Consider the following 25060-nt stretch of genomic DNA (forward strand, 5'->3'; position numbering starts at 1 on the left):
GCGTATCGGGCAATCAGGCGATCAGGACCAGCGCGACGCCGATCACGGTCAGCAGGGTTCCGGCGACGATCCGCGCCGTGATCTCGACATGCTTGAGCATGACGGCGCTCATCGCCACGGTCACCAGCGGGTAGATCGCCGCGAGCGGCGCCACCAGCGTAATCGGACCGTTGCGGACCGCGGCGAACAGGCTGAGCGCGCTGAGCCCGTTGCTGATCCCGGTCAGCGCGAACCAGAACAGGCCTTCGCGCGGTGCCTGCACCCTGAAGCTGCCCTTGCGGATCCGCTGCACGGTCAGCACCACCAGCGAGGACATCACGTATCCAATCAGGCAGGCCCATAGCGGACTCGGCCAGACCGCAAGCCCGAGCTTGGCGATCGGGGGCACGATGCCGCGCACCAGCGCGCTCGTGAGCGGCAGCAGCAGCGCCCAGCTGCGCCAATGGCCGAGGTCGCGCGGGCGGGTCACGGTGATCACGGCGGCGCCCGCGACCGCGACGACGAGGCCCAGGAGCTGCTGTGGCTGCAGCGGCTCGTGCAGCAGCACCACGGCCGCGGTGACCGCGAACAGCGGCGCCAGATTGCCGAGCGTCGAGGTGATCACCGGGCCGAGCGCCCGGTTCGACGCAAAGGTCAAAAGCGTCAGCGAGGCCGGGAAGAACAGGCCGATTGCCATGAAGATCGGCAAGGCCCGCCAGACCACCGGCTCGCCATGCAGGATCAGCGGCGACAGCACCAGGAACAGCAGGGTGAAGGAGGGCACGCTGATCGCCGCTCCCGACAGCGGCTCGACGGTGCGCAGGCCGAGCTGCGCCAGCACCACCCCGGCACCGAGGAAAATGGCCGAGGCGAAGGCGTAGATAATGGCTGCGGTCATGAGTCCGTCTTGTTGGCTTCTTGAGGCGCGGTTGGCTCTTTCCGGGCCATTTTGGCCCTGCTCAGGGTGCCTTGCCAATCGGTGCGGGGCGTTTTAGCACTCGCGCCAGACGATGACGGGCATGCCCGATTGAATGAGGTAACGACCATGGCGACCCACAAACTGCTGCTTCTCCCCGGCGACGGCATCGGCCCCGAAGTGATGGCCGAGGTGCAGCGCGTGATCGACTGGCTGAATGCGCAGGGCATCGCCAAGTTCGAGACCGAGCAGGGCCTGGTCGGCGGCTCCGCCTATGACGCACACAAGGTGTCGATCTCGGAAGCCGACATGGCCAAGGCCACGGCGGCCGATGCCGTGATCTTCGGCGCGGTCGGCGGTCCGAAGTGGGACAGCGTGCCCTATGAGGTGCGGCCCGAAGCCGGCCTGCTGCGGCTGCGCAAGGATCTCGGCCTGTTCGCCAACCTCCGCCCCGCGGTGTGCTATCCGGCGCTGGCCGAGGCCTCGAGCCTGAAGCGCGAGGTGGTCGAGGGCCTCGACATCATGATCGTGCGCGAGCTCACTGGCGGCGTCTATTTCGGCGAGCCGAAGACCATCAGCGATCTCGGCAACGGCCAGAAGCGTGCGGTCGACACCCAGGTCTACGACACCTACGAGATCGAGCGCATCGGCCGGGTCGCCTTCGACCTGGCGCGCAAGCGCCGCAACAAGGTGACGTCGATGGAGAAGCGCAACGTCATGAAGTCTGGCGTGCTCTGGAACGAGGTCATGACCCAGGTTCACGCGCGCGAATACAAGGACGTCACGCTGGAGCACCAGCTCGCCGATTCCGGCGGCATGAACCTCGTCAAGGCGCCGAAGCAGTTCGACGTCATCGTCACCGATAACCTGTTCGGCGACATGCTGTCCGACATCGCGGCGATGCTGACCGGCTCGCTCGGCATGCTGCCGTCGGCCTCGCTCGGCGAGGTCGATGCCAAGACCAAGAAGCGGCGCTCGCTGTTCGAGCCGGTGCACGGCTCGGCGCCCGACATCGCGGGCAAGGGCCTCGCCAACCCGATCGCGATGATCTCGTCGTTCGGCATGGCGCTGCGCTATTCCTTCGACATGGGCGCTCTCGCCGACAAGGTCGACGCCGCGATCGCGGCCGTGCTCGCCAGCGGCTTGCGCACCGCCGACATCAAGTCGGAAGGCACCACGCCTGCCAGCACGAGCCAGATGGGCGAGGCGATCCTGAAGGAATTGCAGAAGCTGCACGCGTAAATTTGACAGGCGTCATTCCGGGTTCTCGCTTCGCGAGCCCCGGAATGACTGTCTCAAAAAAAATGCCCGGCCGGAGCCGGGCATTTTCGTATCGGCTGCTTGCCGAAAATCTCAGTACAGCGGAAAGGTCCGTGGATAGCCGCCAAGGTCGGACGGCGGGCTGAGCGGCTGGCGATCGATCGGCCGGTTGTTGTTCTCGCGGCCGAACGAGGGATAGCCGACATCCGGCGGATAGGCATAGTCGTTGAACTTGCGGTCGCCCGGCAGCACCTCGGTGCCGGCATCCAGCCACGAGCGCGTGGTGACGTAAACGCGGGTACGCGGACCCTGCTGATAGACCCGGTTCGGACCCTGCGCGCCGTAATAGCGGCGGCCGTCGCGGTCATACTGCTCCTGCTGCTTGCGCTTGCTCGGGGTCTGGCTCTGCGCGCTGGCCGCGGTCATGCCGAAGGCGGTTGCGGTGACGGCAGCCGCAGCAAGCAACACCACGAGCTTGTTCGCGGCGGGGAGTTTCAAGGTCATCGCATCCTCGTCATTACGGCCCCTTCGGGGGCTGGCGCGTCCGCCAAAATCACTCGGAACACATTGTAGCCTTGGTGGGGAGGCCGTCACTAGGTCAATTGCGCCACACCGGGCCAGATAATGCGTGTCCGAGCGCAAAAGTTTCATGAAAACCAGTGCCTTGCCACGGTCTCGCCATCAAAGCGCGCCGCGCAGGAGCGGGTTCTCGCTGCCCGTCACCCAGTCGGCCGACAAAGCGGGCGGGCCGGAGGTAATGCAGTCGGTGCGCTTGAGCTCGGCATGCGCAAACAGCGCGGCGAGCCTCGGGTCATTGCCTGCGGCCAGCAGGGTCAGGCGGTTCAGCATGCAGACGATCGCGGCGCGCTGAGCCGGCAGGCTGGTGCCCTGGCAGGTCCAGCCGAAAATTCTGAGATCGGGGGCGTCGGCCTGCTTGAGGAAACCGAGGCAGGCGCGGCTGCCGTCCTGCCGCGCCGGGCGCAGCAGGGTGACGCTGCCGAACTTGCTGTCGACGATGCCGGCGGCCTCGAACTCGCGGAGGCCGCCCGGGTCGAGCTGCCCGGCAATCTCTGCGACCGCGGACCCCATGGCCTCGCCGCCGGGGCGGTAGATTTCCAGCCCGGCTATCGGTGCGCCATCGGCATCGGTCCAGTGGAAGACGTCCTTGCGGCCGCCCTCGGGATGCCGAAAGACTTCGTAAGCCTCTGTTTTGTCTCGTTGATCTAGCTTGCTGATGGCGAAGGCCGGGGTTTGGCGCCCGGCCAGGCTCCAGCCCGCGGCAGCGGGTGCCGCTACCGCCGTTGCGTCCGGCAGCTGCCTCCATAGATAGGTGCCGAGGGCGACGAACAACGCGAGCGCGATGGCATAGGCGAACAGCCCGGAGAACGTGGCGTACACCTCGTCGACGAAGCTCGTCAGGTCGGACCGATTTCTCGTATGATGGGATGCGGCCGGATCGGCCTGAAATAAACGCATCAAAACGCTCAAAGCTACGCAACGTTGTCTTGACGGGGTTTCTCGCATAGAAGCGCTGCCTCTTCCCTTTCCGCGAGCAGCGGGGGAACGGGCATATTTCGTCGGAGAGTGAACGATGGGTTACAAAGTCGCGGTGGTCGGTGCGACCGGCAATGTCGGGCGCGAAATGCTCAACATTCTGGATGAGCGCAAATTCCCCGCCGACGAGGTCGTCGTGCTGGCCTCGCGCCGCAGCGTCGGCATCGAGGTCTCCTATGGCGACCGCACCCTGAAGGTGAAGGCGCTCGAGCACTATGATTTCTCCGACATCGATATCTGCCTGATGTCGGCCGGCGGCTCGGTGTCCAAGGAATGGTCGCCCAGGATCGGCGCCGCCGGTGCGGTCGTGATCGACAATTCGTCGGCCTGGCGCATGGACCCGGACGTGCCGCTGATCGTGCCGGAAGTGAACGCGGATGCGACCGCGGGCTTCACCAAGAAGAACATCATTGCCAACCCGAACTGCTCGACCGCGCAGCTCGTGGTCGCGCTGAAGCCGCTGCACGACAAGGCGACGATCACCCGCGTCGTGGTGTCGACCTATCAATCGGTGTCGGGCGCCGGCAAGGACGCGATGGACGAATTGTTCTCGCAGACCAAGGCCGTCTACACCAATGACGAGCTGATCAATAAGAAGTTTCCCAAGCGCATCGCCTTCAACGTCATCCCCCAGATCGACGTCTTCATGGAAGACGGCTTCACCAAGGAAGAGTGGAAGATGATGGCGGAGACCAAGAAGATCCTTGATCCCAAGATCAAGCTGACCGCGACCTGCGTGCGCGTGCCGGTCTTCGTCGGTCACTCCGAGGCGGTCAATGTCGAGTTTGCCAATCCAATCACCGCGGACGAGGCGCGCAATATCCTGCGCAATGCGCCGGGCTGCCTCGTGATCGACAAGCACGAGCCGGGCGGTTACGTCACGCCCTATGAAGCCGCCGGCGAGGACGCGACCTATATCAGCCGCATCCGCGAGGATGCGACGGTGGAGAATGGTCTCGCATTCTGGTGCGTGTCGGACAATCTGCGCAAGGGCGCGGCGCTCAACGCCGTGCAGATCGCCGAGGTCCTGATCAACCGCAAGCTGATCACGGCCAAGCAAAAAGCGGCTTAAGCAGAGCGAACGGGGGGAGCGGCACCATGTCGGAACAAGCGGCTCCCACCCCAGCAGGTCCGGCGACGCCGCGCATTATGCGCGGCTTCGAATATGTGCTGTTCAACAGCCGCTGGCTGATGGCGCCATTCTATGTCGGCCTGGTCGTGGCGCTCGCCGTGCTGCTGCTGAAATTCGCCCGCATGCTGTGGGAGTTCGTGCTGCATGCGTCCGGCTACAAGTCGACCGAAGTCATCCTCGATGCGCTGGCGCTGATCGACGTCACGCTGGTCGCCAACCTCATTCTCATCGTGGTGTTCTCGGGCTACGAGAATTTCGTCTCGCGGATCGACACGTCGGGCAATCCGAACTGGCCGATCTGGATCACCAAGATCGATTTTGCCGGGCTGAAGCAGAAGCTGCTGGCGTCGATCGTCGCGATCTCCGCGATCCACGTGCTGGAAGCGTTCCTGAATATCGATGCCGCGTTCGATGCGACGCGGATGATCTGGCTGGTCGCCGTGCACCTGGTGTTCGTGATCTCGGCACTGCTGCTCGCGCTGTCCGATCGCTGGGGCAACGCTCACGACGAGGCGTAGCCGAAGGCGCTACTCGCCGCCCTTCAGGGCGTCGGTGACGCTGATGAATTCCTTCGCGACCCGGTCGAGCACGAATAGCGAGCCCTCGGCGACGCCGAAATAGGCGCCGTGCAGCTGCATCTCGCCGTTCTCCACGCGTTCGCGGACAAACGGGAAGGTCATCAAATTCTCCAGCGAGCGGAACACCGCGGCCTTCTCGATGCGGGTGACGAAGTCCTGCATGCTCTCATGGTCGCGCTGCTCGACCACCTCGCCCGGCTTGATGAACATCTGCATCCATTTGCCGATGAAGTCGCCGGGCGTCAGCGGCTTGATCTTGTCGACGAAGGCGCGGATGCCGCCGCACTGGGCATGGCCCAGCACCACGATGTTCTTCACCTTCAGCACGGTCACGGCGTATTCCAGCGCGGCCGAGACGCCGTGGGCGTTGCTGTCGGGCTGATAGACCGGAACCAGATTGGCGATGTTCCGGACCACGAACAATTCGCCCGGGCCTGCGTCGAAGATCACCTCGGGCGAGACGCGGGAATCGCAGCAGCCGATCACCATGGTTTCGGGAAACTGGCCACGTTCCGACAGATCCCGGTAGCGCGACTGTTCAGTCGGCAACCGCTGGGTCGCGAAGGTCCGGTAGCCGTCGATCAACTGCTTCGGAAAGAATTTCATGGCCTCTGGCTAACCACATGCCAATGACGGGAACAAGACTTTCGGCGTGCCGCCTGAGATGATACGGCAGCGTTGAAGGATGGTTCCTGCCCCAATGCCCAAACAATGGACAGCGGCGGAGCCCAAGCCCGCAGGAGAATGCCGATGACCCGTCCGCGCCGCAGCCTGTTGTTCATGCCGGGATCGAATGCACGGGCGCTGGAGAAGGCCCGCACGCTACCGGCTGACGGTATCATCCTCGACCTGGAGGATTCCGTTGCCCCCGACGCCAAGGCCGTGGCCCGCGAGCAGATCGCCAAGGCGGTCGCCGCCAAGGGTTTTGGCAAGCGCGAGGTACTGATCCGCATCAACGCGCTCGATACGCCCTGGTGGGTCGACGACATCGGCATGGCCGGCAAGGCGCAGCCGGACGGTATCCTGGTTCCCAAGATCTCCACCGTCGACGATCTCAACGCCGTCGCCGATCGCCTCAGCGACATCAATGCCCCGGCCTCGATCCGGGTCTGGGCCATGATCGAGACCGCGCGCGCCGTGCTGGATGCCGACAAGCTCGCGGCGGCGTCGAAGGATTCCGAAATCCGGCTTGCCGGCTTCGTGTTCGGGCCGAACGACATCGCGCGCGAGACCAGGATCCGGATGAAGCCGGGACGCGCGGCGATGATCCCGATGATCACGCACTGCATCTTGGCGACCCGCGCGCACGGCCTCGAGATCCTCGACGGCCCCTATGGCGACATCGGCAATATCGACGGCTTCGCGGAGGAATGCGCGCAGGGCCGCGATCTCGGCTTCGACGGCAAGACGCTGATCCATCCGAGCCACATCGATGCCTGCAACGCGATCTTCACGCCGCCTGAGGCCGAGGTCGCCGAGGCCCGCAAGATCATCGCCGCCTTCGCGCAGCCGGAGAATGCCTCGCGCGGCGCGATCCAGCTCGACGGCCGCATGGTGGAGCGCCTGCACGCCGAGATAGCCAAGCGCACCATCGCGATCGCCGACGCGATCGCCGCGATGGGGCATTGACGACCATCGACCATGAGGCGCGCTCTAGTCGCGCTTCAGGCTCATGATGTAGTTCACGAGATCATCGGCCTCGCTTGGGCCGACGATGATGTTCGGCATCTTCGGATGGCTCGTCTTCAAGAATACCTTCAACCAGAGTGCGGTCGTCGAATGCCGGTTGGCGACGGCGACGAAGTCCGGCGGTACTTTCTTCGCACCGGTCGCGATTGTGCCGATGACATGGCATTCCTTGCACCAAGCTTCAGCCAACCGATGCCCGGCAGCAATGCTCTCTGTGGGTTGCTCTGCACCATCGGCTCGATGCAGGCGCAGCAGAAAGAGGGCCGCCAGCACGATGATGGCGACCAGCAATCCACGGCGCCAGACGGCGCTATGATTGAGCATCGACATTCACTCAGGACCCGGAGGTGGGGTTGCCTGCAGCTTCACCCAGCGCATCGATCGTCGCGGCGTTCGGGCAGTACTGTTGATAGCGCGCGCCGGACTTGCCGGCTGCGAGATCGTGGTCGCACTGCCGCTTGTGGCCGCACAGGCTGCAGACCCGCTCCATGTCGCGCAGCACCAGTGGCTCGATGCGGGCGAGTTTCTCCCGGTCGATGCCGAGCGCCGTGAGCAGCCTGGGCAGCTCATCGGCGCTGTGCGGCCCCTGGCGCACCAGCGCGGTGAGGTCATCGGGGCTGATCCGCAAATCGGCTGCGATCTGGCTGAAACTTGCATCGTCAAGTTCGCGCAGTTCACCCAGCTCCCGCCGATGCTTCAGCCAATTGGCGAATACATCGGCCAGATATTCAACGACAGGGTACCGAGGTTCGGTGGTCATGGGCGCCTCTGATGTAAAGTGGCGCCACACTATGATGCCTGCCGTGCAGCCGGGCCTTGCGGCAGATCAAATCGGCTCAGGTCTGCCGAAACCTCTCCGCCGCCCACGCATAGAGGCTGCCGGGGATCGGGGCCTCCTTGCCGCGGCCCTTCGGCGAGATGTGCAGACCGATGATCCCGGGATCGTTCAGATACTTCGAAAATTCCGACGGCTCGAAGAACAGTTTTGGTTCGGCGTGCACCGCGTAGAACGATTGCTTCGGCAGCGCGTAGTGCAACTCGCCTTCGCGGCGCGCCAGCGCGGTGAGTGCGGCGGGGCCGTAGATCGCGATGCGGATGTCGGACAGGCGCCTGGACTTGCCGCGCAGCTTGCGTATCGCAAAGGTCAGACGGTGGCGCAGCGCCAGCCAGTCCGGCGTCAACTCGTCCTGCTGCATCAGCGCCTCGAACGCGCGCACGATCGGATCGTTGTGCGGCAGATACAGCACCGAGTTGCCGAGCTGCCGCGGCCGCTCCCAGGCGAAATAGGGCATTGTCGGATCGATCTCGACGGGCTTGAGCAACAGCACATCGGCATCGAGCCAGAGGCCCGCGCGCTGCTTCATCAGCCGCATCCGGAACAAGTCGCTGAATTGCAGGATGGTCCAGTCGCGCCACGAGCCGTCCGGCTCGGCCGGACGCAGCCGCTCCGAGAACGCATGCGGCAGCACCGCTTCGGCCTCGGCATTGCCGACACCATCGGGCAGTCCGGGGACAGGATCGAAGCTGTAGACGGTGACCTTGTGCCCGGCCGCCAGCTGCGAGCGCAGGCAGGTCTGGCGCAGCGCGTCCATCGAGCCATGCCAGAAGGTGACGATGTCAGGCAGCATGCGTGTCAGCCATCAGCAGGTTCGTGACAGGACGACCAAAGCGTTTTCAAGCGAAGTGGATACCGGTTCGCGTGAAGAAAACGCGTCAAAACTAGAACCTAGAGCACCGTTCCGATCTCATCGGAACGGAGCTCGATCAAAGAAAAGCCCCGGCGCCTGAGGGCACCGGGGCGCGATGATACGCCGGGCCTCAAGCCCAGGCACGTTCCTTGAGCTTGGCCTCAAAGCTGTCGATCGACTTCTTCTTCTCCATCGTCAGGCCGATGTCGTCGAGGCCGTTGATCAGGCAGTGCTTGCGGAACGGATCGATCTCGAACTTCACCTTGCCGCCGTCGGGACCGCGGATCTCCTGGTTGGGGAGGTCGATGGTCAGCGTCGCATTGGCGCCGCGCTCGGCATCGTCAAACAGCTTGTCGAGGTCCTCCTGCGACACGCGGATCGGCAGGATGCCGTTCTTGAAGCAGTTGTTGTAGAAGATGTCGCCGAACGAGGTCGAGATCACGCAGCGGATGCCGAAGTCGAGCAGCGCCCACGGCGCGTGCTCGCGGCTCGAGCCGCAGCCGAAATTGTCGCCGGCGACCAGCACCTTCGCGTTGCGATAGGCGGACTGGTTGAGGACGAAATCGGGGTTCTCGCTGCCGTCATCCTTGTAGCGCTGTTCGGAGAAGAGCCCCTTGCCAAGGCCGGTGCGCTTGATCGTCTTGAGGTACTGCTTCGGAATGATCATGTCGGTGTCGACATTGATGATCTTCAGCGGTGCCGCGACGCCTTCCAGCGTGGTGAACTTATCCATCGGTGCTCTTCCCGGGCCAAAAGTAGGGGTAGGGGCCGGATGTTTATCGCGAATGTGACAGCGGTAAAAGGGCCATTTCTGCAAAGCTGGAGCCCATTACGCTCCGATGGAAGCGTAGTGGGTTCCAGATTCTTGTTTTGACGCGCTTTCGTCACGCGATCCGGGGGTCCACTTCGCTCGAAAGCGCTTTACCCCGCATCGGCCTCAATCGCCTCCATATCGGCGTCGGAGAGGCCGAAATGGTGCCCGATCTCGTGGATCAGCACGTGGCGGACGATGTGGCCGAGGGTCTCGTCGTGCTCGGCCCAATAATCCAGGATCGGCCGGCGGTACAGCCAGACCAGGTTGGGGAGCCGGGCCACGTCGCCATGGCTCTGCTGCGGCAGGCCGACGCCGTGAAACAGGCCGAGCAGGTCGAACTCGCTCTCGGCCTGCATCTCATCCAGCACCTCGTCGGTCGGGAAGTCGTCGACACGGATGATCAGACCCTCGCAGAGGGCCCGGAACGTCTCCGGCAGGCGCTCGAAAACCTCGTGCGCCATGGCCTCCATCTCGGCGAGCGAGGGGGCTTTTGCTGTGGTCCACATGACACTCCTTTAGCGCGAGTGCCTCCAGCGGCGCCAGCGCAGTTGACCTTAGCGGCGCAATGGGAGACCGTGCGGCCGATAATTGGGGCTCGGGTGGCGTGATGAAAAGGATCGTGGCGGCAGCGCTGTTGGCGGCATCAGTCGGGCTCTTGCTCCCGGTAGGCGAGGCGCGGGCGCAGAGCGCCGCAGCCGAAGCGCGCATCGGTGAGCCGGCTCCGGTGCGCGAGCGCGTCGTCGAGCACCGCCACCTGAAGCGCGTGCCGATCTACCGCTCCCGGCCCGATCATTGGGAACCGGATGTGATCCCGCGCTACAATCCCGGCCCGAACGCCGTGCGCGATTGCACCGCGACCTATGTGCAGGAGCACCGGCCAAGCGGCACCGTGATCACGCCGCGCATGAACTGCTTCTGGCGTCCGGGCTAGCTGCACAGACGTCGGCGCGTCGCACTGATCAGCGCGACGGCTGCGATCGCTCCCATCGTTCCATAGACCGCGAGCGCCATCAGCATTTGCGTGAGATGGCTCGCCGTCCCCATGCCGCCGCCCGGTCCTTGCGCGGCGAGCGCGACATCAATTGAAATCATGGAACCGAGCGCGGCCGCGCCGCACGTGTGCCATTTGCGCTGACTCTGTTGTGCCAACGGTGATCTCCTGTGAGCGGCACCTCACAACACATACGACCAATGGCTATGCTGGTTTTACGTGCGGACACGAAAATTCACGCGGCCATATCGGAACCTGAGCGCGCCACCGGCATTCATGATTGTGGCGCAGATATTCACTTCCCATTCACGTCGCCCGCATTCTGCTTGCGATCTGCGTCGCGGCAACGGGGGTCGATTCGAAACTGAATCGTCGTTGCACGACGTGACATCCAGGAATCAAGGAGACAACGCATGAAGGTGATGAACGTTCTGGGGCTTGCGGCCGTCGGTGCCGTGCTGGTTTTGGCGGCGCCGGCCGAGCGCGCGAACGCGATGTCGCTCGCCACGCCAGGCACCGCCGCAACGGTTCAGGACAATGCGAGCCAGACCACCACGCAGGTACGCTATGGTCACGGTCATGGTCATGGCTGGCACCGTGGCTGGGGTCGCGGACATCACCGCGGCTGGGGCCATCGTCGCCACTGGCGCCACTGATCGCGCGGCGTATCAGCGCAGTTGAGACACAGGCCCGTGAACAGCGGGCCTGTTGTCGTTCTCAGCCATCAAACCGGCAGATTCGCGCGCGCGAGATGACATCAATCGAAATCTGCAGGAGTTGATCGTGATGAGATGGATCGGCGTTGCCGCTGTCGCATGCGCATTCGCATTGACGGCGCCGGCATCGGCAAAAGCTGCGGCATCAGCCAAGCCGCAGGCTGCGGCACAAGGGCAAGCGGGCAAGGCGACGGACATCAGCGCGCAGCGCCATCATCGCCATTACCATCGTCACCATTATCACCACGGCTACCGTCCGTATTACCGGCCGTACTACCGGCCCTATCCGTATTACCGGCCGTACGGCTCCTATTACTACGGACGGCCCTACTACTATCGGCCCTACCCTTACGCTTCGCCGGCGCCGTTTACCTTCGGCTTCGGGTTCGGCCCGTTCTGGTAACGAACCTCGCCGCATGGTGCGCGAAATGGGTGGCGCAGCAGGAGAGCAGCCCCGGCCGGGGCCGCTCCGGCGTGTCATGGTGCAAAGCCCTTCGCCAGCAGCACAATGCCTTGCGCACCCGCCTTGCGATCCCTTGAGATCTCGACGTATTCGGGTGATTCCGACCAGGCGCGGAACGCGGCTTCATCAGGGAACGACATCAGCACCAGCTTGTCGCGATCCCAATTGCCCTCGAGAACTGCGGGATGTTCGTCGGCCGACAGCAGCCGCCCGTCGAACTTCCTGAACACATCGAAGAAGCGCGCCTGATAGCGGTCATAGGCGGCGCGGTCGGTCATCTTAAGCTGCACGATCACATAGACAGTCACTGACGTTCCCTTCCGGACTTTTTGCCGCACGCGCCTTGCGTGTTCATGGCGCATTCAGTTGCGCGCTTCTAGCGTCACGCTGGGAGCGACCGCAATGAACGCAATGCGACCGGCTGCTGCGCAGCGCGGCGGTCATTGCTGTTGTCAGGGAGGTTCGGAGATGAGGGAGAGCTGTTTGCGGCGCGGATTGCTGCGCCGTCTCGGCGTTGCGGCGGCTGCGGTGTTCGCGTTGTCGATCGCTTCGCAGCAACGCGCCGAAGCGCTGTCGCTGGCGAGCCCGGGCACCGTGCCCGCGGCAAAATCCGCGGCTGATGCCATGACGACCCAGGTTCGGCATGGCGGTGGCGGCGGCCACGGCGGTGGAGGCTTTCACGGCGGCGGTTTCCACGGCGGCGGTTTCCACGGTGGCGGATTTCACGGCGGCGGTTTTCATGGTGGCGGTTTCCGCGCCGCGCCGGCGTTTCACGGCGGCTATCGCTATGGCGGCTTTCATCGCCATTACGGCGGCTACCACCGCTTCAATGGCGGCGGTTACCGCTACGGCTACCGGCCCTACTACCGGCGGCACTTCCATCACCGGCGCTATTTCTATGGATCGTCCTACTATCCCTATTATTACCCGGCCTATTACCATCACCGCCGCTGCCGGGTGATCTGGACCTATTACGGGCCACGCCGGATCTGCCGGCCGTGGTGGCACCATCGCCACCACTGGCGGCCGTACCGGGTCTATTGGTAAGGCCTGAAACGACAGCGGGCGCCTCGCGGCGCCCGTTAACTCCTCAAGCTAATCCCAGTTCTTCAGCTTCCAGGATTTGATTTTCCACGGCGTCAGGTTCTCCATCCGCCATTGCGTCCAGCGCTCCGGCGGCCAGTGGCTGAGGCGCGAGGTCTCCTTTACCTCGGGAAGCGGATCGATGATGCGCGGCGCGGCGCGGCGACGGTGCTTCTGCCGCGTCGCCTCGCTGATCATATCGACGAATTCGGGTTTGTCGGCCACGGCACGCGCTCCTTGCGAAGGCTTGTTTCGCAAGGAGGCAGTGTGCGTGCGCTCTGTTAACGAGCCGTTTCCGCAACGGCTCGAGCTTGAGACGAAACCTCTTATTACCGCCAGTCGCGGACGTCGACGAAGTGGCCGGCGATCGCGGCGGCCGCGGCCATCGCGGGCGACACCAGATGGGTGCGGCCCTTGAAGCCCTGGCGGCCCTCGAAGTTGCGGTTCGAGGTCGAGGCGCAGCGCTCTTCCGGCTTCAGCTTGTCCGGGTTCATCGCCAGGCACATCGAGCAGCCCGGCTCACGCCATTCGAAGCCGGCCTTGATGAAGATCTTGTCGAGGCCTTCGGCTTCCGCCTGCTCCTTCACGATGCCCGAGCCCGGCACGATCATCGCGTTGACATGCGCGTTGACCGTCTTGCCCTCGGCGATCTTGGCGGCGGCGCGCAGGTCTTCGATGCGGCCGTTGGTGCAGGAGCCGATGAACACGCGATCGAGCTTGATGTCGGTGATCTTGGTGCCGGCGGTCAGGCCCATATATTTCAGCGCGCGATGCTTGGAGAGCCGCTTCGCCTCGTCCGCGATCTTGTCCGGATCGGGCACGAAGCCGGTGATCGAGATCACATCCTCGGGGCTCGTGCCCCAGGTGACGATCGGCGGCAGCTTCGCCGCGTCGAGCCGCAGCTCGTGGTCGAAATGCGCGCCCTCGTCGGAGCGCAGCGTCTCCCAGTAGCGCATCGCGGCGTCCCAGGCGGCGCCCTTCGGCGCCTTCGGGCGGTCGCGCAGGAAGTCGAACGCCTTCTGGTCGGGCGCCACCAGGCCGGCGCGCGCGCCGCCTTCGATCGACATGTTGCAGACCGTCATGCGGCCTTCCATCGAGAGCGCACGGATCGCCTCGCCGGCATATTCCAGCACATAGCCGGTGCCGCCGGCGGTGCCGATCTCGCCGATGATTGCCAGGATGATGTCCTTGCCGGTCACGCCTTCGGGCAATTTGCCGTCGACGATCGCGCGCATGTTCTTGGCCTTCTTCTGGATCAGCGTCTGCGTCGCCAGCACGTGCTCGACCTCGGAGGTGCCGATGCCGTGCGCGAGCGCGCCGAACGCACCATGCGTCGAGGTGTGGCTGTCACCGCAGACGATGGTGGTGCCGGGCAGCGTGAAGCCCTGCTCCGGGCCGATGACGTGGACGATGCCCTGGCGCTTGTCGAACTCGTTGTAATATTCGATGCCGAATTCCTTGGCGTTCTCAGCCATCACCCGCATCTGCTCGATGCTCTCGGGGTCGGGGTTCGGCTTCGAGCGATCGGTGGTCGGGATGTTGTGGTCGACGACGGCGAGCGTCTTCTCGGGCGCATGCACCTTGCGGCCGGCGGCGCGCAGGCCTTCGAACGCTTGCGGCGAGGTCACCTCGTGCACCAGATGGCGATCGATATAGAGCAGGCAGGTGCCGTCCTCGGCCTCATGGACCAGGTGGTCGTTCCAGATCTTGTCGTACAGCGTGGTCGGTTTGGACATGAGCTTCAGCTCCAGAAGAAATTCAGTGTTGAATGGTGTGAGCGCGTCTTGAGCGCGCGAGCAGGCGAAAGCGTCCAGGCAGCGTTACGCTGCGCGTCTAAGCTCAGACGTTGCCGACGTCGCAAAGCGCCCGAAGAAGCGGCCGGGCAGCCGCGAGCGATCGTCGATCACGACGCGCTTGCAGGGCTGGGTTGCTTGATCCGGAACCATTCTAAATTTCTAACACAGGGCTCGCGCCCGCGACAATCGATCCATGCGCGGGGTGCTACGTCAGATAGGTATGCCGCAACAAAAAAGCGCGGGGCAGGCCCCGCGCTTTTGGTCACATCCCCTTTTAAGGGAAACGTTACTCGCCGACGGCGGTCTGGCGGTCCTGCTTCTCGACGATGCGGGCCGACTTGCCGCGCAGGTTGCGCAGGTAATAGAGCTTGGCGCGACGCACCTTGCCGCGACGCACGACCTTGATCGAGTCGATCATCGGCGACATCACCGGGAAGACGCGCTCGACGCCTTCGCCGTACGAAATCTTGCGCACGGTGAAGCTCTCGTTGAGGCCCTGGCCGGAACGGCCGATGCAGACGCCTTCATAGGCCTGCACGCGGGTGCGCTCGCCTTCGACCACCTTCACGTTGACGATGACGGTATCGCCGGGGCCGAACTCCGGGATTTCCTTGGTAGCGGCAAGCTTGTCGAACTGCTCTTTTTCGAGCTGCTGAATAAGGTTCATCGAAATCTCCATCGGCGGCGCGCCCAGCCTGTATGGGGGCTGCGCAAACGTCCATCTATCCTGCGCGTGTGCGGATTAGGCCGTGCCTATAAGGCAAAGCGCAGGGTTTGTCACCCGTCTGTCGTGTTTTTTGTCCGTCGCGGAGCGGCTTTTTGGCCGGCCTTGCGGGCCCAGAGATCGGGCCGCCGGGCCGCCGTCAGGGCCTCGGATTGGGCCAGCCGCCACGCCGCGACCTTCGCATGATCGCCGGAAATCAGGATTTCCGGGATCTGGCGGCCCTCGAACTCCTGCGGGCGGGTGTATTGGGGGTATTCCAGTAGTCCCTCGGAAAAGCTCTCCTCGGTTCCCGAGGCCAGCTTGCCCATCACCCCAGGCAACAGGCGCACGCAGGCGTCGATCAGCGCCATCGCGGCGATTTCGCCGCCGGACAGCACATAGTCGCCGATCGAGACCTCCTCGAGGCTCCGCGCCTCGATCACCCGCTGGTCGATGCCCTCGAAACGGCCGCAGACGATCAGGGGGCCGGGGCCGGCCGCAAGCTCCATGACCTGGCTCTGGGTCAATGGCCGACCCCGCGGGCTCATCAGCAGGCGCGGCCGGCCGGGGGCGACATCAGCGGCGTCGATCGCCGCCGCCAGCACGTCGGCCCGCAGCACCATGCCCGGACCGCCGCCGGCCGGGGTGTCGTCGACGCTGCGGTGCTTGTCGGTCGCCGACGCCCTGATGTCGCGCGCCTCCAGCGACCAGACGCCCCCGGCCAATGCCTTGCCGGCGAGGCTGACGCCGAGCGGCCCCGGAAACATATCCGGGAACAGGGTCAGCACGGTCGCGCGCCAGATCGTCGCTTGGGCCGGGGTCTCTTGCGATGTCATGGCCTCTGGTTACGGCACCACGGCCGTAAGGTCGAGGCTCTGCATCATGGCGGCCGCGTCGACGGCGCGGCGGAAGTCGGCAAGGGCGAAGGTCGCGACGTTGATCTTGCTGAGATCGAGCAGGCCTTCGGCGGCGAGGCCGGCGAGCTGGCCAGGTGCCGTGCGGTCGTACATGAACTGCCCGACCACTTCCCAGTCGTTGGCCAGCATCTCGCGGAAGGACAGTTCGAGCGGCACGTCGGCGCTGCCCATCAGCACCATGCGGCCGCCGCGCCTGAGCGCGCGCAGGCAGGAGAGCGTGGTCGAGGTGCTCTTCGCGGCGCCGAGCAAATCGAGCGCGACATCGGCGCTGCCGCCGGCTGCGCGGCGGATGGTCTGAACGTCGGCTGCGGCATCGCCGCTGACGACGGCGGGAATGACGCGTGGGCCGAATGCATCGCGCAACTGTTCGAGTGCGGCCTGCTTGCGTCCGACGGCGACGACGCGTCCCGCGCCCATTGCGACCGCGAGCATCACGCCGCCCGAGCCGAAATAGCCGGTCGCGCCGTTGACGATGATGGTCTGCCCGCCGCGCAGACCGGAGCGCTGCAAGCCGCCAAACGGCACGATCAGTTTGGCCAAGCCGATCAGGTCGGTCGCCGGCCTGTCGTCGAGATTGGCAAGCGGCGTGACGCAGGCGGCGGGCCAGTGTGCGATCTCGGCAAACACGCCGTCGCGCCAGCGTGCCTGCAACGCGAACGCCTCCGGCGTCGTCACCGTCGCGGTGAGGCCGATCAGGATCTGCGGCGGATCGCGATCCGGCACGTCACCGCGCAGATGCGGGCTGAGGAACACGCGGTCGCCATTTTGGACATGCGTGACGTTTTCGCCGGCGGCGACGACGCGCGCGATCGCATTGGTGCCCGGCACGAAGGGCATCGGCGGCAGGCTGTAGGGCAGCGCGCCTGAGAGCAGCCTGTTGGTATAGGACAGCACCATGCCGGCTTCGATCCGGACCACGACGCCATCGGGCGCGGGCTGGGGCGTTGCGACATCCTCGAAGCGGAGATCATTGTGGGCGTGCAGCCGCCAGGCCTTGTGCGTGCTTGTCATGGTTTTGCTTTCCGTTGGCCGTCCTCATCGACAACGGACTATGTATTGCGCTGACCCGACCGCGCCAGATCGACGCTGCAAAATGCGGCGTCAGGCGTCGGCGCTGCGCGCGTTAGCTTCGTCGGTGAGATGCCGCGCGAGCGCGACCGCAAGCGGACAGATCGCCAGTGCCGTCAGTGCGGTCGCAGCCGTCGCGAGTGTCGGGCCGAGCGCATCGCCAAGCAGGCCGTAAAGCACCGGCGCGATCGCGCCCGATCCGATGGTGCCGGTATAGAACAGCGCGAAGGCGCGCTCGGTCTGATGCGGCGGCGTTAGTTCGGGCACCGTGCCATACAGCACCGAGGAGGTGCCGTTGAGCATCACGCCGAGCAGCGGCAGCAACACGATCGCCGGCGCCAGCGGCAACAGCAGCACCGCAAGGATCAGCGCCGCCGTGCCGCCCTCGGTGATCAACACGGTGTGCAGCGTGCCGACCCGCGCGCCGAGCCAGCCGCAGCTGAACTTCCCGGCAGCGCCGCCGATGAAGACCAGCGCCAGCGCGAGGCCGTTGGTCGGCAGCGCGGCGCCCTTGTCGCGCAGCAGGAACGGCAGGAAGGTGAGGAAGCCCATCCTGACCGCGGTATCGAGGATTCCGATCGCTAGCAGCCAGGGAAAGCCGCCGCCCGCGCTCGCGCGGCGCGATGTTGTGCTCGCCTTGTGCTCGGCGCCCTTACCAACCGACGGCATCCAGAGCGCGATGCAGATCGCGACCAGCAGGCCGGCCAATGCGAGCACGAGCAGCGTGTGCCGCCATGACATGATCACGAGCAGGATCGAGGTCAGCGCCGGGATCGCCGCCTTGCCGAGATCGCCGCTGAAATTATAGATGCCGAGCGGCCCGCGCGCGCCCGCGCCGTAGGCGCGCGACACCGCCGATGAAGCGATCGGATGCTGCGTGCTCGAGCCCGCGCCTGACAGCGCCAGCGCGAGGCCAAGTCCGATCACGCCGCCGGAGAGGCCGGCGAATACATAACCGAGCGCCGACAGCGCCGTGCCCGCGATCAGGATGATCTTGCCGTCGATCCGCTCCGCGACGCGCCCGACCGGAATCTGCAGGCCGGCCATCGCGCCGGCATAGAGCCCGCGCAGCAGCGCCAGCAGCCCGTAGCTCAGCGCGAACTCGGCCTGCCAGACCGGCAGCAGCACGTAGATCAGGTCGGTGTAGCCGTCGTGGAGGGCATGGTTGAGCCCAGTCACCGTCAGCGTGCGGGTTGCCCGGGCTTGGTCGGAACGAGGCGCGCCGGCTTCGACGGACACGCTCATCTCTGCCATCCAAGGTAAGAAAATCTAAAGATTGGATGATGATGCATCGGAGGGCGTCTTCGAAAAGAGGGGAGATATCCGAGTAGTTTGTTGGGCAATATGCGCGCGATCGCTCGTTGTCACAAATCAGTAATAATCAGGCAATGCGTTAGAAAATCTGGTATTGGGTGGTCATGTTCGTCCCACGCCGCAGCCTGCCGCCGCTCAATGCGGTCCGCGCCTTCGAGGCCGCCGCGCGGCTCGGCAGCTTCAAGGAAGCCGCCGCCGAGCTCAGCGTGACCCATGGCGCCGTCAGCCAGCAGATCCGTCTGCTCGAGGAATGGCTGGGCGCGCCGGCGCTGTTCCGGCGATCGGTGCGGCGCGTGGTGCTGACGCCGGCGGGCGCTGCGCTGCTGGCAGAATTCGCGCCGGCGCTCGACCGGATTTCCGCGGCCGTGCAGCAGCATCGCGCGCGGCGCGGCGATACCGCCGTCGCGGTATTGCGCGTCAACGCGCTCGCGACCTTCAGCTTGCGCTGGCTACTGCCGCGGATGAGCCGGTTTCGTGCCGAGCATCCAGACATCGAGGTGCGCTTGAGCACGTCGAATGATCCCGTGGACGCGCTGCCTGAATCATTCGATGTCGTGATCCGTGGCGGGCCTGACACCTTCCACGGATTCTCATCGCGCTTCCTGGTGTCGGAGCGAAGGTTGCCGGTGTGCAATCCATCGCTGCTCGAGCAACAGCCGCTGCGTGAGATCGCGGATCTCTCAAGGCACACGCTGCTGCATGTCACGTCGATGCCGCGGCTGTGGCGCGACTGGCTGACGGAAGCGGGACACTCCGCGCTCGAGCCGGCAGCGGCGCTGACGTTCGATCATTTCTATCTGACGATCCAGGCCGCGCTTGATGGCCTCGGCGTCGCGATGGGCCCGACGGCGCTGATCGCGGACGATCTCGCAGCCGGGCGTCTGGTGACGCCGTTCCCGGACGTCAGCCTGCCGGCGCGGAGCTACTTCGCCTACTTCGCGGCGGGCCGCAGCAACGATCCGCACAGTGCGGTGTTCTGCGACTGGCTTGAGCAGCAGGGCCGGATGACGGGCTGAAAATATCCGGGTTAGGCTGCCGACGGATCGTCGCCGTCGATTTCCTGCGGCAGGTCGATGACGACACGGCCGCCGGCAAGATCGACCGTCGGCACCACCGCGTTGGTGAAGGGCAGCAGCATCGTCGCGCCCTGCGGCGGGGCGATCTCGATGATGTCGCCGGCGCCGAAATTATGGATCGCGATCACCTTGCCGAGCGGCTGCTCTGCCGTCGTCACTGCGGCGAGCCCGATCAAATCGGTGTGGTAGTATTCGCCGTCGTCGGTGTCCGGCAGCCGGTCGCGCGGCACGTAGAGTTCGAGGCCGTTGAGCCGTTCGGCGTCATCGCGGCTGGCGACGCCCTTCAGCGTCACCACCAGATGGTCCTTGGCCTCGCGCGCATGCGTGACCTCGAACTGGCGCGAGCCGTCTTTGGTCATCAGCGGGCCGTAATCCCTGACGGCCAGCGGGTCTTCGGTGAAGGTCCACAGCCGGACGGCGCCGCGCACACCATGCGCAGCGCCGATACGGGCGACACAGACCGGTGCAGTCACCGTGGTCGCCGTTCAGCTTATGCCTTGGCGGCGGCTTCGGCCTGCGCCTTGCGCTCCTTGCGCGGCACGGCCTTCTCGGGGTTGTTGCGCGGCGCGCGCTTCTTGACGCCGGCGGCGTCGAGGAAGCGGGTCACGCGATCCGACGGCTGCGCGCCCTTGGCGAGCCAGGCCTTCACCTTGTCCATGTCGAGCTTCAGGCGCGCCTCGTTGTCCTTCGGCAGCAGCGGATTGAAGTGGCCGAGACGCTCGATGAAGCGGCCATCGCGCGGGAAGCGCGAGTCGGCGACGACGACGTGATAGACCGGACGCTTCTTGGTGCCTGCACGAGCGAGGCGGATAACAACGGACATTCAGTTCTCCTTCAAAGGTCGATGTGTTCGATTGATCGGTATTCCGCGCCACGCCGGCATCTGAGCCGTCGCGACGAATTGCTCATTTCTTCTTACCCGGGAAGCCGCCGAGGCCCGGCAGCATCGGCTTGCCGGAAAGGCCGGTCAGGCCCGGCACGTTCGGCAGGCCGCCGCGCAGCCCGGCCGGCAAATCCTTCGGCAGATTGGGCAGGCCGCCGCCGGCGCCGCCCTGCATCTTCTCGGCGAGCGCCTTCATCTCCTCGGGCGAGGGCGGCTTCATGCCGCCGCCAAAGCCCATCGCCTGTGCGATGCCGGCGAGCGGGCCGCGCTTGCCGCTTCCCATGGCCTTCATCATGTCGGCCATGTTCCGGTGCATCTTCAAAAGCTTGTTGACGTGCTCGACGCTCTGGCCGGCGCCGGCTGCGATGCGCTTCTTGCGGCTCGCCTTAAGCAGGTCCGGATTCTTGCGCTCCTGCCGCGTCATCGAATCGATGATCGCGACCTGGCGCTTGAGGATCTTGTCGTCGATGCCGGCCGCCGCGATCTGGTTCTTCATCTTGGAGATGCCGGGCATCATGCCCATCAGGCCGCCGATGCCGCCCATGTTCGCCATCTGCTGCAGCTGCTCGCGCATGTCGTTGAGGTCGAACTGACCCTTGCGCATCCGCTCGGCGGTGCGCGCGGCCTTCTCGGCGTCGATATTGGCGGCGGCCTTTTCGACCAGCGAGACGACGTCGCCCATGCCGAGGATACGGCCGGCGATGCGGCTCGGATGGAAGTCCTCCAGCGCGTCGGTCTTTTCACCGGTGCCGATCAGCTTGATCGGCTTGCCGGTCACCGCGCGCATCGACAGCGCGGCGCCGCCGCGGCCGTCGCCGTCGACGCGCGTCAGCACGATGCCGGTGAGGCCGACGCGCTCATCGAACGAGCGCGCAAGGTTGACCGCGTCCTGGCCGGTGAGGCTGTCCGCGACGAGCAGCACTTCATGCGGGTTGGCGGCGGCTTTGATCTCGGCCGCCTCCTTCATCATGTCTTCGTCGAGCGTGGTGCGGCCGGCGGTGTCGAGCAGCACGACGTCGTAGCCGCCGAGCTTGCCGGCTTCGAGCGCGCGCTTCGCGATCTGCGGCGGCATCTGGCCGGCGACGATCGGCAGCGTCGGAATGTCGAGGTCGCGGCCGAGCACCGCGAGCTGCTCCATCGCCGCCGGGCGGTAGACGTCGAGCGAGGCCATCAGCACCTTGCGCTTGTCGCGCTGGACCATGCGGCGCGCGAGCTTCGCGGTGGTGGTGGTCTTGCCGGAGCCCTGCAGGCCGACCATCATGATCGGCACCGGCGGCACGGAGTTGATGTCGATGGTCTGGCCGTCGGAGCCGAGCGTGGCGACCAGCTCGTCATGGACGATCTTCACCACCATCTGGCCCGGCGTCACCGACTTGACGACGGTGGCGCCGATCGCCTGCTCGCGGACCCGGTCGATGAAGCTGCGGACCACCTCGAGCGCGACGTCGGCTTCGAGCAGCGCGCGGCGCACCTCGCGCATCGCGGCATCGACGTCCTTTTCGGTCAGCGCACCGCGCCCCGTCAGACGATCGAGAATGCCACCAAGCCGTTCCGACAGATTGTCGAACAATGCCGTTGTCCTTCGTTGCGCCCGTGAGCGCGCTTCGCTCGCTTCGGGTCATCCGCCCGCATTCGGGGGTGATGACCAGATAGTTTGCCTTGGCACCGAGCCAAGATGATGGTCCAAACACTTTCGCGCCCGAGGGCGCATCGCGCTGTCGGGCGTTGACCTCTGGCCTCCAGGACCAGTCGGCGGGTCGAAAAGACGAAGCTTTCCGAGAAAGTGGCTGCGTTAAACGCTGCCGGGGCGGCAAAGTCAAGGCAAGTTTCGCCGGAAATCGCGCCGCTTGCGCCTTAAGGTACTGAAATTACGTCATTTTGCTGCGTTGATTCCGAATTCGGCGTGGCCACCCATATAAACGGAGCCTGCCTCCTGTTCGGGAACCCGCTTGCCCATCACCCGCCGCCGCGTTCTTGCAACCTTGACCGGAGCCGCCGCTGCGATCGGCGTGCCCTCGATCTGGATGTCCCTGATGAAAACCTATGACGGCCCCGCCTCGGATCACTTCGACGGCCTACATTTCTTCGATCCGGATGGTTCGCCGCCGAAATCGCTCGGCGAGGTGCTGCGCTGGCAGTTCGCGGGGCGCGGCAAGCGCGCGGTCTGGCCGGAATGGGCGCCGAGCCCCTATGCCGATACGCCGCCGCCGCGCGTCGAGGGCGACAAGGTGCGGCTGTGCTTCGTCGGCCATGCCAGCTGGCTGATCCAGACCTCAGGCCTCAATATCCTGGTCGATCCGGTGTGGTCGATGCGCGCCTCACCGTTGAGCTTCGCAGGTCCGAAGCGGCACAATGATCCCGGCATTGCGTTCGAGAAATTGCCCAAGATCGACATCGTGCTGGTGTCGCACGGTCACTACGACCATCTCGACATAGCGACGCTGTCGAAGCTTGAAATGACGTTTGGTCCTCGCGTGATCACGCCGCTCGGCAACGACATCACGATGCGCGCGGCGGATTCCGCGATCAAGGCCGAGGCGTTCGACTGGCATCAGCGCGTCGAGCTCGGCAACGGACTCGCCACGACGCTGGTGCCGACGCGGCACTGGTCGGCGCGCGGCCTGTTCGATCGCAACAAGGCGCTATGGGCGAGCTTCGTGCTGGAGACGCCGGCCGGCAAGCTCTACATCGTCTGCGATTCCGGCTATGGCGACGGCCGGCATTTCCGCCGCGTGGCGGAGGCGCATGGCCCGCTCCGGCTCGCGATCCTGCCGATCGGCGCTTATGAGCCGCGCTGGTTCATGCGCGACCAGCACATGAACCCGGAGGATGCGGTGAAGGCGCTGGCCGATTGCGGCGCCGCGCAAGCGCTGGCGCATCATCACGGCACGTTTCAATTGACCGACGAGGCGATCGACGCGCCGGCGATTGCGCTGGGTGAAGCGCTGGATGTGGCGAAAGTGCCGCGGGAGAAATTCGTGACGTTGAGGCCGGGCCAGGTGTTCGAGATCTAACCGTCGTCCCGGCGAAGGCCGGGACCCATTACCACCGAGTTTGGTTGCGAACGGAAGCGCGGCCCCAGCGTCGCGCAACAATCAATATTTGGAGTTGTGGGTCCCTGCTTTCGCAGGGACGACAGGTACTACTGCGCCGGCTTGATCGCCCAGGAGACGCTCACATTGACTGTCAGCGTTTCCTCGCCCTGCGCGACCGGTGTCGGTGCGGCGAATCCGGCCGTGGCCATCTTGGCGCGGAACACCGGCACCGGCGCCGAGCCGACCTCCGCGATGTTCAACGGCGCGCCGAGCGTGACGCCCGCAGCCTTGGCGTAGATTTCAGCCTTGCGGCGGGCGTCGGCGACAGCTCTTTCACGGGCCTCATCGAGCAGCTTGGAAGCCTGCGACACCGAGAAATTGATCCCGCCGATATCATTGGCGCCGGCGCCGACCAGGACGTCGATCACGCTGGCGACCTTGCTGACGTCATGCAGCCTGATCGTGACGCGGTTGCTCGCGTGATAACCGACGATGCTCGGCGGCGCGTTCGGCGACGACGGCGGACGGTTGGCGAATTGCGGCTGCAGCGACAGCCGCGAGGTCTGGTAGTCCTTTTCCGCGATGCCGGCGGCCTTCAGCGCCGCCAGCACCCTGCCCATCGTCACATTGTTGGCGTCGGAGGCTTCGCGCGCGGTCTTGGCGTCGGTGGTGACGCCGGCATCGAGCTGGGCCTGGTCCGGCGGCACCGAGACGGTGGCCTCACCCGTGACTGAAATCGCTGGCGGGAAATCGGAATCGGCCATTGCGGGTACGGCAAGCAGGGTGGTTGCGAGGAGGGCAGCGGCGAAGGGTAGGCGGTTGGTCATCTGGCTCACTTCAGGGGTACGTAGACGTTGATTACGAGCTTGTCTTCGGCGGTCTTCAGCGGATCGGTGATGTATTCCTCGATGAAGGTGTCCTTGGCTTCGAGCTTCTTGTCGTCGAGGTGATTGGTGATCGCCTCATAGGTGTTGTCCATGTTGTCGTAGGAGCCGCGGTGGACGAACTTCAGTGCCTTGCCGTCGGGCGAATTGCCCATGCTCATGTTCTTGCCGAGGTTCTTCGCATCCTGATCGACCGGGATTTCGGCGATGAAGGTGAAGCCGGTGTCGTCGGTCGAGGTGTAGACGATCATCGGGTTGCCCGACGCCTTGATGCCGTCCTTGTCGAGCAGGGCGGTGAGCTGCTTGAACGCCTCGATCAGCGCGTCGAAGGCGGAATCCCAATTGGCCGTGCCCTTCAGCATCACGACCTTCTTCGGCTCCAATGTGAACGGCTCGCCGAACGGGTCGGCGGTCTGGACCGGGGCGGCCGGCGGCGGCGTCGGAGACTGCGACGCGGCGGGGCTGTCGGCCGGCGACTTGGTCTCGGCCGGCGGGGGGGCGGGGGGTGGCGACCGGGGGGG

32 protein-coding genes are annotated in these 25060 nt (G+C 65.2%); 10 read left to right on the top strand and 22 right to left on the bottom strand.

Annotated features, from left to right (window positions below; translation table 11 throughout):
• Positions 1-13: 13 nt before the first annotated feature.
• Positions 14-877, bottom strand: a complete 864-nt coding sequence (locus tag CK489_RS09435; RefSeq protein ID WP_095732123.1) for a DMT family transporter — start codon at positions 875-877, stop codon at positions 14-16.
• Positions 878-1024: 147 nt separating this feature from the next.
• Between CK489_RS09435 and leuB the strand changes: the two genes are divergently transcribed.
• Positions 1025-2137, top strand: a complete 1113-nt coding sequence (gene leuB, locus CK489_RS09440) for a 3-isopropylmalate dehydrogenase (RefSeq protein WP_095732124.1) — start codon at positions 1025-1027, stop codon at positions 2135-2137.
• A 111-nt stretch (positions 2138-2248) separates the two neighbouring features.
• Here leuB and CK489_RS09445 read toward each other — a convergent pair whose 3' ends face one another.
• Positions 2249-2659, bottom strand: a complete 411-nt coding sequence (locus CK489_RS09445; RefSeq protein ID WP_050631443.1) for a hypothetical protein — start codon at positions 2657-2659, stop codon at positions 2249-2251.
• Positions 2660-2836: 177 nt separating this feature from the next.
• Positions 2837-3631, bottom strand: coding sequence for a hypothetical protein (locus tag CK489_RS09450; protein WP_095732125.1), 795 nt, complete (start codon positions 3629-3631; stop codon positions 2837-2839).
• Positions 3632-3746: 115 nt separating this feature from the next.
• On the opposite strand from CK489_RS09450, the gene CK489_RS09455 reads away from it, so the two are divergent.
• Complete coding sequence (locus CK489_RS09455; protein WP_050631445.1) at positions 3747-4781, top strand: aspartate-semialdehyde dehydrogenase; 1035 nt, start codon at positions 3747-3749, stop codon at positions 4779-4781.
• 26 nt (positions 4782-4807) lie between these two features.
• Positions 4808-5359, top strand: a complete 552-nt coding sequence (locus tag CK489_RS09460) for a TIGR00645 family protein (RefSeq protein WP_095732126.1) — start codon at positions 4808-4810, stop codon at positions 5357-5359.
• A gap of 9 nt (positions 5360-5368) precedes the next feature.
• Here the strand turns inward: CK489_RS09460 and CK489_RS09465 are convergent, their stop codons facing one another.
• Positions 5369-6025 (bottom strand): carbonic anhydrase, encoded by a 657-nt coding sequence (locus CK489_RS09465; RefSeq protein WP_095732127.1) that lies wholly within the window; start codon positions 6023-6025, stop codon positions 5369-5371.
• A 144-nt stretch (positions 6026-6169) separates the two neighbouring features.
• Between CK489_RS09465 and CK489_RS09470 the strand changes: the two genes are divergently transcribed.
• Complete coding sequence (locus tag CK489_RS09470) at positions 6170-7048, top strand: HpcH/HpaI aldolase/citrate lyase family protein (protein ID WP_095732137.1); 879 nt, start codon at positions 6170-6172, stop codon at positions 7046-7048.
• Between the two features lie 24 nt (positions 7049-7072).
• Here CK489_RS09470 and CK489_RS09475 read toward each other — a convergent pair whose 3' ends face one another.
• From CK489_RS09475 to CK489_RS09495, 5 genes are all read right to left on the bottom strand, one after another.
• Positions 7073-7438, bottom strand: a complete 366-nt coding sequence (locus tag CK489_RS09475) for a c-type cytochrome (RefSeq protein ID WP_050631449.1) — start codon at positions 7436-7438, stop codon at positions 7073-7075.
• 4 nt (positions 7439-7442) lie between these two features.
• A complete protein-coding gene (locus CK489_RS09480; RefSeq protein ID WP_050631450.1) occupies positions 7443-7868 on the bottom strand; it encodes a hypothetical protein in 426 nt (141 codons plus the stop codon).
• 76 nt (positions 7869-7944) lie between these two features.
• The gene (locus CK489_RS09485) at positions 7945-8736 is read right to left on the bottom strand and encodes a glycosyltransferase family 32 protein (RefSeq protein WP_095732128.1); all 792 of its coding nucleotides are present in this window, start codon (positions 8734-8736) and stop codon (positions 7945-7947) included.
• A 190-nt stretch (positions 8737-8926) separates the two neighbouring features.
• Positions 8927-9529: a 3-isopropylmalate dehydratase small subunit gene (leuD, locus tag CK489_RS09490; protein ID WP_095732129.1), complete on the bottom strand. Its 603-nt coding sequence runs from the start codon at positions 9527-9529 to the stop codon at positions 8927-8929.
• A 188-nt stretch (positions 9530-9717) separates the two neighbouring features.
• Positions 9718-10116, bottom strand: coding sequence for a metallopeptidase family protein (locus CK489_RS09495; protein ID WP_050631452.1), 399 nt, complete (start codon positions 10114-10116; stop codon positions 9718-9720).
• 101 nt (positions 10117-10217) lie between these two features.
• Here CK489_RS09495 and CK489_RS09500 point away from each other — a divergent pair, with 101 nt between their 5' ends.
• Entirely contained in the window at positions 10218-10541 is a 324-nt protein-coding gene (locus tag CK489_RS09500; protein ID WP_095732130.1) for a hypothetical protein, read from the top strand.
• On the opposite strand, the gene CK489_RS40660 is transcribed toward CK489_RS09500, so the two are convergent.
• Positions 10538-10759, bottom strand: a complete 222-nt coding sequence (locus tag CK489_RS40660; protein ID WP_143278113.1) for a hypothetical protein — start codon at positions 10757-10759, stop codon at positions 10538-10540. The genes CK489_RS09500 and CK489_RS40660 overlap by 4 nt on opposite strands.
• A gap of 255 nt (positions 10760-11014) precedes the next feature.
• Between CK489_RS40660 and CK489_RS09505 the strand changes: the two genes are divergently transcribed.
• Both CK489_RS09505 and CK489_RS09510 read left to right on the top strand, forming a co-directional pair.
• Complete coding sequence (locus tag CK489_RS09505) at positions 11015-11257, top strand: hypothetical protein (RefSeq protein ID WP_050631454.1); 243 nt, start codon at positions 11015-11017, stop codon at positions 11255-11257.
• 130 nt (positions 11258-11387) lie between these two features.
• A complete protein-coding gene (locus CK489_RS09510) occupies positions 11388-11720 on the top strand; it encodes a hypothetical protein (RefSeq protein WP_095732138.1) in 333 nt (110 codons plus the stop codon).
• A gap of 74 nt (positions 11721-11794) precedes the next feature.
• Here the strand turns inward: CK489_RS09510 and CK489_RS09515 are convergent, their stop codons facing one another.
• On the bottom strand, positions 11795-12088 hold the full coding sequence (locus CK489_RS09515) for a DUF1330 domain-containing protein (RefSeq protein ID WP_050631456.1): 294 nt from the start codon (positions 12086-12088) through the stop codon (positions 11795-11797).
• Positions 12089-12248: 160 nt separating this feature from the next.
• Between CK489_RS09515 and CK489_RS09520 the strand changes: the two genes are divergently transcribed.
• Positions 12249-12827 carry a hypothetical protein gene (locus CK489_RS09520; protein ID WP_095732131.1) on the top strand — a complete coding sequence of 193 codons (579 nt, stop codon included), beginning with the start codon at positions 12249-12251 and terminating at the stop codon, positions 12825-12827.
• Positions 12828-12875: 48 nt separating this feature from the next.
• Here the strand turns inward: CK489_RS09520 and CK489_RS09525 are convergent, their stop codons facing one another.
• The 6 genes from CK489_RS09525 to CK489_RS09550 form a co-directional block, all read right to left on the bottom strand.
• A complete protein-coding gene (locus CK489_RS09525) occupies positions 12876-13088 on the bottom strand; it encodes a hypothetical protein (RefSeq protein ID WP_050631458.1) in 213 nt (70 codons plus the stop codon).
• Between the two features lie 104 nt (positions 13089-13192).
• Positions 13193-14599, bottom strand: a complete 1407-nt coding sequence (leuC, locus tag CK489_RS09530) for a 3-isopropylmalate dehydratase large subunit (RefSeq protein ID WP_095732132.1) — start codon at positions 14597-14599, stop codon at positions 13193-13195.
• A gap of 346 nt (positions 14600-14945) precedes the next feature.
• A complete protein-coding gene (rplS, locus tag CK489_RS09535; RefSeq protein ID WP_028336277.1) occupies positions 14946-15326 on the bottom strand; it encodes a 50S ribosomal protein L19 in 381 nt (126 codons plus the stop codon).
• 110 nt (positions 15327-15436) lie between these two features.
• Positions 15437-16198 (bottom strand): tRNA (guanosine(37)-N1)-methyltransferase TrmD, encoded by a 762-nt coding sequence (trmD, locus tag CK489_RS09540; protein ID WP_095732133.1) that lies wholly within the window; start codon positions 16196-16198, stop codon positions 15437-15439.
• 9 nt (positions 16199-16207) lie between these two features.
• Positions 16208-17290, bottom strand: coding sequence for a quinone oxidoreductase family protein (locus CK489_RS09545; protein ID WP_095732134.1), 1083 nt, complete (start codon positions 17288-17290; stop codon positions 16208-16210).
• Between the two features lie 90 nt (positions 17291-17380).
• The gene (locus CK489_RS09550) at positions 17381-18592 is read right to left on the bottom strand and encodes an MFS transporter (RefSeq protein WP_095732139.1); all 1212 of its coding nucleotides are present in this window, start codon (positions 18590-18592) and stop codon (positions 17381-17383) included.
• 173 nt (positions 18593-18765) lie between these two features.
• Here CK489_RS09550 and gcvA point away from each other — a divergent pair, with 173 nt between their 5' ends.
• On the top strand, positions 18766-19677 hold the full coding sequence (gcvA, locus tag CK489_RS09555; RefSeq protein WP_198960883.1) for a transcriptional regulator GcvA: 912 nt from the start codon (positions 18766-18768) through the stop codon (positions 19675-19677).
• 11 nt (positions 19678-19688) lie between these two features.
• Here the strand turns inward: gcvA and rimM are convergent, their stop codons facing one another.
• From rimM to ffh, 3 genes are all read right to left on the bottom strand, one after another.
• Complete coding sequence (gene rimM, locus CK489_RS09560) at positions 19689-20210, bottom strand: ribosome maturation factor RimM (RefSeq protein ID WP_050631462.1); 522 nt, start codon at positions 20208-20210, stop codon at positions 19689-19691.
• A gap of 17 nt (positions 20211-20227) precedes the next feature.
• Positions 20228-20560: a 30S ribosomal protein S16 gene (rpsP, locus tag CK489_RS09565; RefSeq protein ID WP_050424979.1), complete on the bottom strand. Its 333-nt coding sequence runs from the start codon at positions 20558-20560 to the stop codon at positions 20228-20230.
• A gap of 82 nt (positions 20561-20642) precedes the next feature.
• The gene (gene ffh, locus CK489_RS09570) at positions 20643-22190 is read right to left on the bottom strand and encodes a signal recognition particle protein (protein ID WP_050631463.1); all 1548 of its coding nucleotides are present in this window, start codon (positions 22188-22190) and stop codon (positions 20643-20645) included.
• Positions 22191-22569: 379 nt separating this feature from the next.
• On the opposite strand from ffh, the gene CK489_RS09575 reads away from it, so the two are divergent.
• Entirely contained in the window at positions 22570-23634 is a 1065-nt protein-coding gene (locus CK489_RS09575; protein WP_198960884.1) for an MBL fold metallo-hydrolase, read from the top strand.
• A gap of 128 nt (positions 23635-23762) precedes the next feature.
• Here CK489_RS09575 and CK489_RS09580 read toward each other — a convergent pair whose 3' ends face one another.
• Both CK489_RS09580 and CK489_RS09585 read right to left on the bottom strand, forming a co-directional pair.
• The gene (locus CK489_RS09580; protein WP_095732141.1) at positions 23763-24482 is read right to left on the bottom strand and encodes an SIMPL domain-containing protein; all 720 of its coding nucleotides are present in this window, start codon (positions 24480-24482) and stop codon (positions 23763-23765) included.
• 5 nt (positions 24483-24487) lie between these two features.
• On the bottom strand, positions 24488-25060 hold a 573-nt coding region (locus CK489_RS09585), incomplete at its 5' end, for a GyrI-like domain-containing protein (protein WP_095732142.1).

Source organism: Bradyrhizobium sp. UFLA03-84, from assembly GCF_002289535.1.
GTDB classification, from domain to species: domain Bacteria; phylum Pseudomonadota; class Alphaproteobacteria; order Rhizobiales; family Xanthobacteraceae; genus Bradyrhizobium; species Bradyrhizobium viridifuturi.

What these genes read in the sequence shown, in the direction of transcription:
- CK489_RS09465 (WP_095732127.1), bottom strand. Translation starts at nt 6,025, where the DNA reads ATGAAATTCTTTCCGAAGCAGTTGATCGACGGCTACCGGACCTTCGCG.
- CK489_RS09455 (WP_050631445.1), top strand. Translation starts at nt 3,747, where the DNA reads ATGGGTTACAAAGTCGCGGTGGTCGGTGCGACCGGCAATGTCGGGCGC.
- CK489_RS09470 (WP_095732137.1), top strand. Translation starts at nt 6,170, where the DNA reads ATGACCCGTCCGCGCCGCAGCCTGTTGTTCATGCCGGGATCGAATGCA.
- CK489_RS09500 (WP_095732130.1), top strand. Translation starts at nt 10,218, where the DNA reads ATGAAAAGGATCGTGGCGGCAGCGCTGTTGGCGGCATCAGTCGGGCTC.
- leuD (WP_095732129.1), bottom strand. Translation starts at nt 9,529, where the DNA reads ATGGATAAGTTCACCACGCTGGAAGGCGTCGCGGCACCGCTGAAGATC.
- rplS (WP_028336277.1), bottom strand. Translation starts at nt 15,326, where the DNA reads ATGAACCTTATTCAGCAGCTCGAAAAAGAGCAGTTCGACAAGCTTGCC.
- CK489_RS09505 (WP_050631454.1), top strand. Translation starts at nt 11,015, where the DNA reads ATGAAGGTGATGAACGTTCTGGGGCTTGCGGCCGTCGGTGCCGTGCTG.
- CK489_RS09545 (WP_095732134.1), bottom strand. Translation starts at nt 17,290, where the DNA reads ATGACAAGCACGCACAAGGCCTGGCGGCTGCACGCCCACAATGATCTC.
- CK489_RS09495 (WP_050631452.1), bottom strand. Translation starts at nt 10,116, where the DNA reads ATGTGGACCACAGCAAAAGCCCCCTCGCTCGCCGAGATGGAGGCCATG.
- CK489_RS09550 (WP_095732139.1), bottom strand. Translation starts at nt 18,592, where the DNA reads ATGAGCGTGTCCGTCGAAGCCGGCGCGCCTCGTTCCGACCAAGCCCGG.
- CK489_RS09475 (WP_050631449.1), bottom strand. Translation starts at nt 7,438, where the DNA reads ATGTCGATGCTCAATCATAGCGCCGTCTGGCGCCGTGGATTGCTGGTC.
- leuB (WP_095732124.1), top strand. Translation starts at nt 1,025, where the DNA reads ATGGCGACCCACAAACTGCTGCTTCTCCCCGGCGACGGCATCGGCCCC.
- CK489_RS09520 (WP_095732131.1), top strand. Translation starts at nt 12,249, where the DNA reads ATGAGGGAGAGCTGTTTGCGGCGCGGATTGCTGCGCCGTCTCGGCGTT.
- CK489_RS09450 (WP_095732125.1), bottom strand. Translation starts at nt 3,631, where the DNA reads ATGCGTTTATTTCAGGCCGATCCGGCCGCATCCCATCATACGAGAAAT.
- CK489_RS09510 (WP_095732138.1), top strand. Translation starts at nt 11,388, where the DNA reads ATGAGATGGATCGGCGTTGCCGCTGTCGCATGCGCATTCGCATTGACG.
- leuC (WP_095732132.1), bottom strand. Translation starts at nt 14,599, where the DNA reads ATGTCCAAACCGACCACGCTGTACGACAAGATCTGGAACGACCACCTG.
- CK489_RS09435 (WP_095732123.1), bottom strand. Translation starts at nt 877, where the DNA reads ATGACCGCAGCCATTATCTACGCCTTCGCCTCGGCCATTTTCCTCGGT.
- gcvA (WP_198960883.1), top strand. Translation starts at nt 18,766, where the DNA reads ATGTTCGTCCCACGCCGCAGCCTGCCGCCGCTCAATGCGGTCCGCGCC.
- CK489_RS09480 (WP_050631450.1), bottom strand. Translation starts at nt 7,868, where the DNA reads ATGACCACCGAACCTCGGTACCCTGTCGTTGAATATCTGGCCGATGTA.
- rpsP (WP_050424979.1), bottom strand. Translation starts at nt 20,560, where the DNA reads ATGTCCGTTGTTATCCGCCTCGCTCGTGCAGGCACCAAGAAGCGTCCG.
- CK489_RS09580 (WP_095732141.1), bottom strand. Translation starts at nt 24,482, where the DNA reads ATGACCAACCGCCTACCCTTCGCCGCTGCCCTCCTCGCAACCACCCTG.
- CK489_RS09445 (WP_050631443.1), bottom strand. Translation starts at nt 2,659, where the DNA reads ATGACCTTGAAACTCCCCGCCGCGAACAAGCTCGTGGTGTTGCTTGCT.
- CK489_RS09485 (WP_095732128.1), bottom strand. Translation starts at nt 8,736, where the DNA reads ATGCTGCCTGACATCGTCACCTTCTGGCATGGCTCGATGGACGCGCTG.
- CK489_RS09460 (WP_095732126.1), top strand. Translation starts at nt 4,808, where the DNA reads ATGTCGGAACAAGCGGCTCCCACCCCAGCAGGTCCGGCGACGCCGCGC.
- trmD (WP_095732133.1), bottom strand. Translation starts at nt 16,198, where the DNA reads ATGACATCGCAAGAGACCCCGGCCCAAGCGACGATCTGGCGCGCGACC.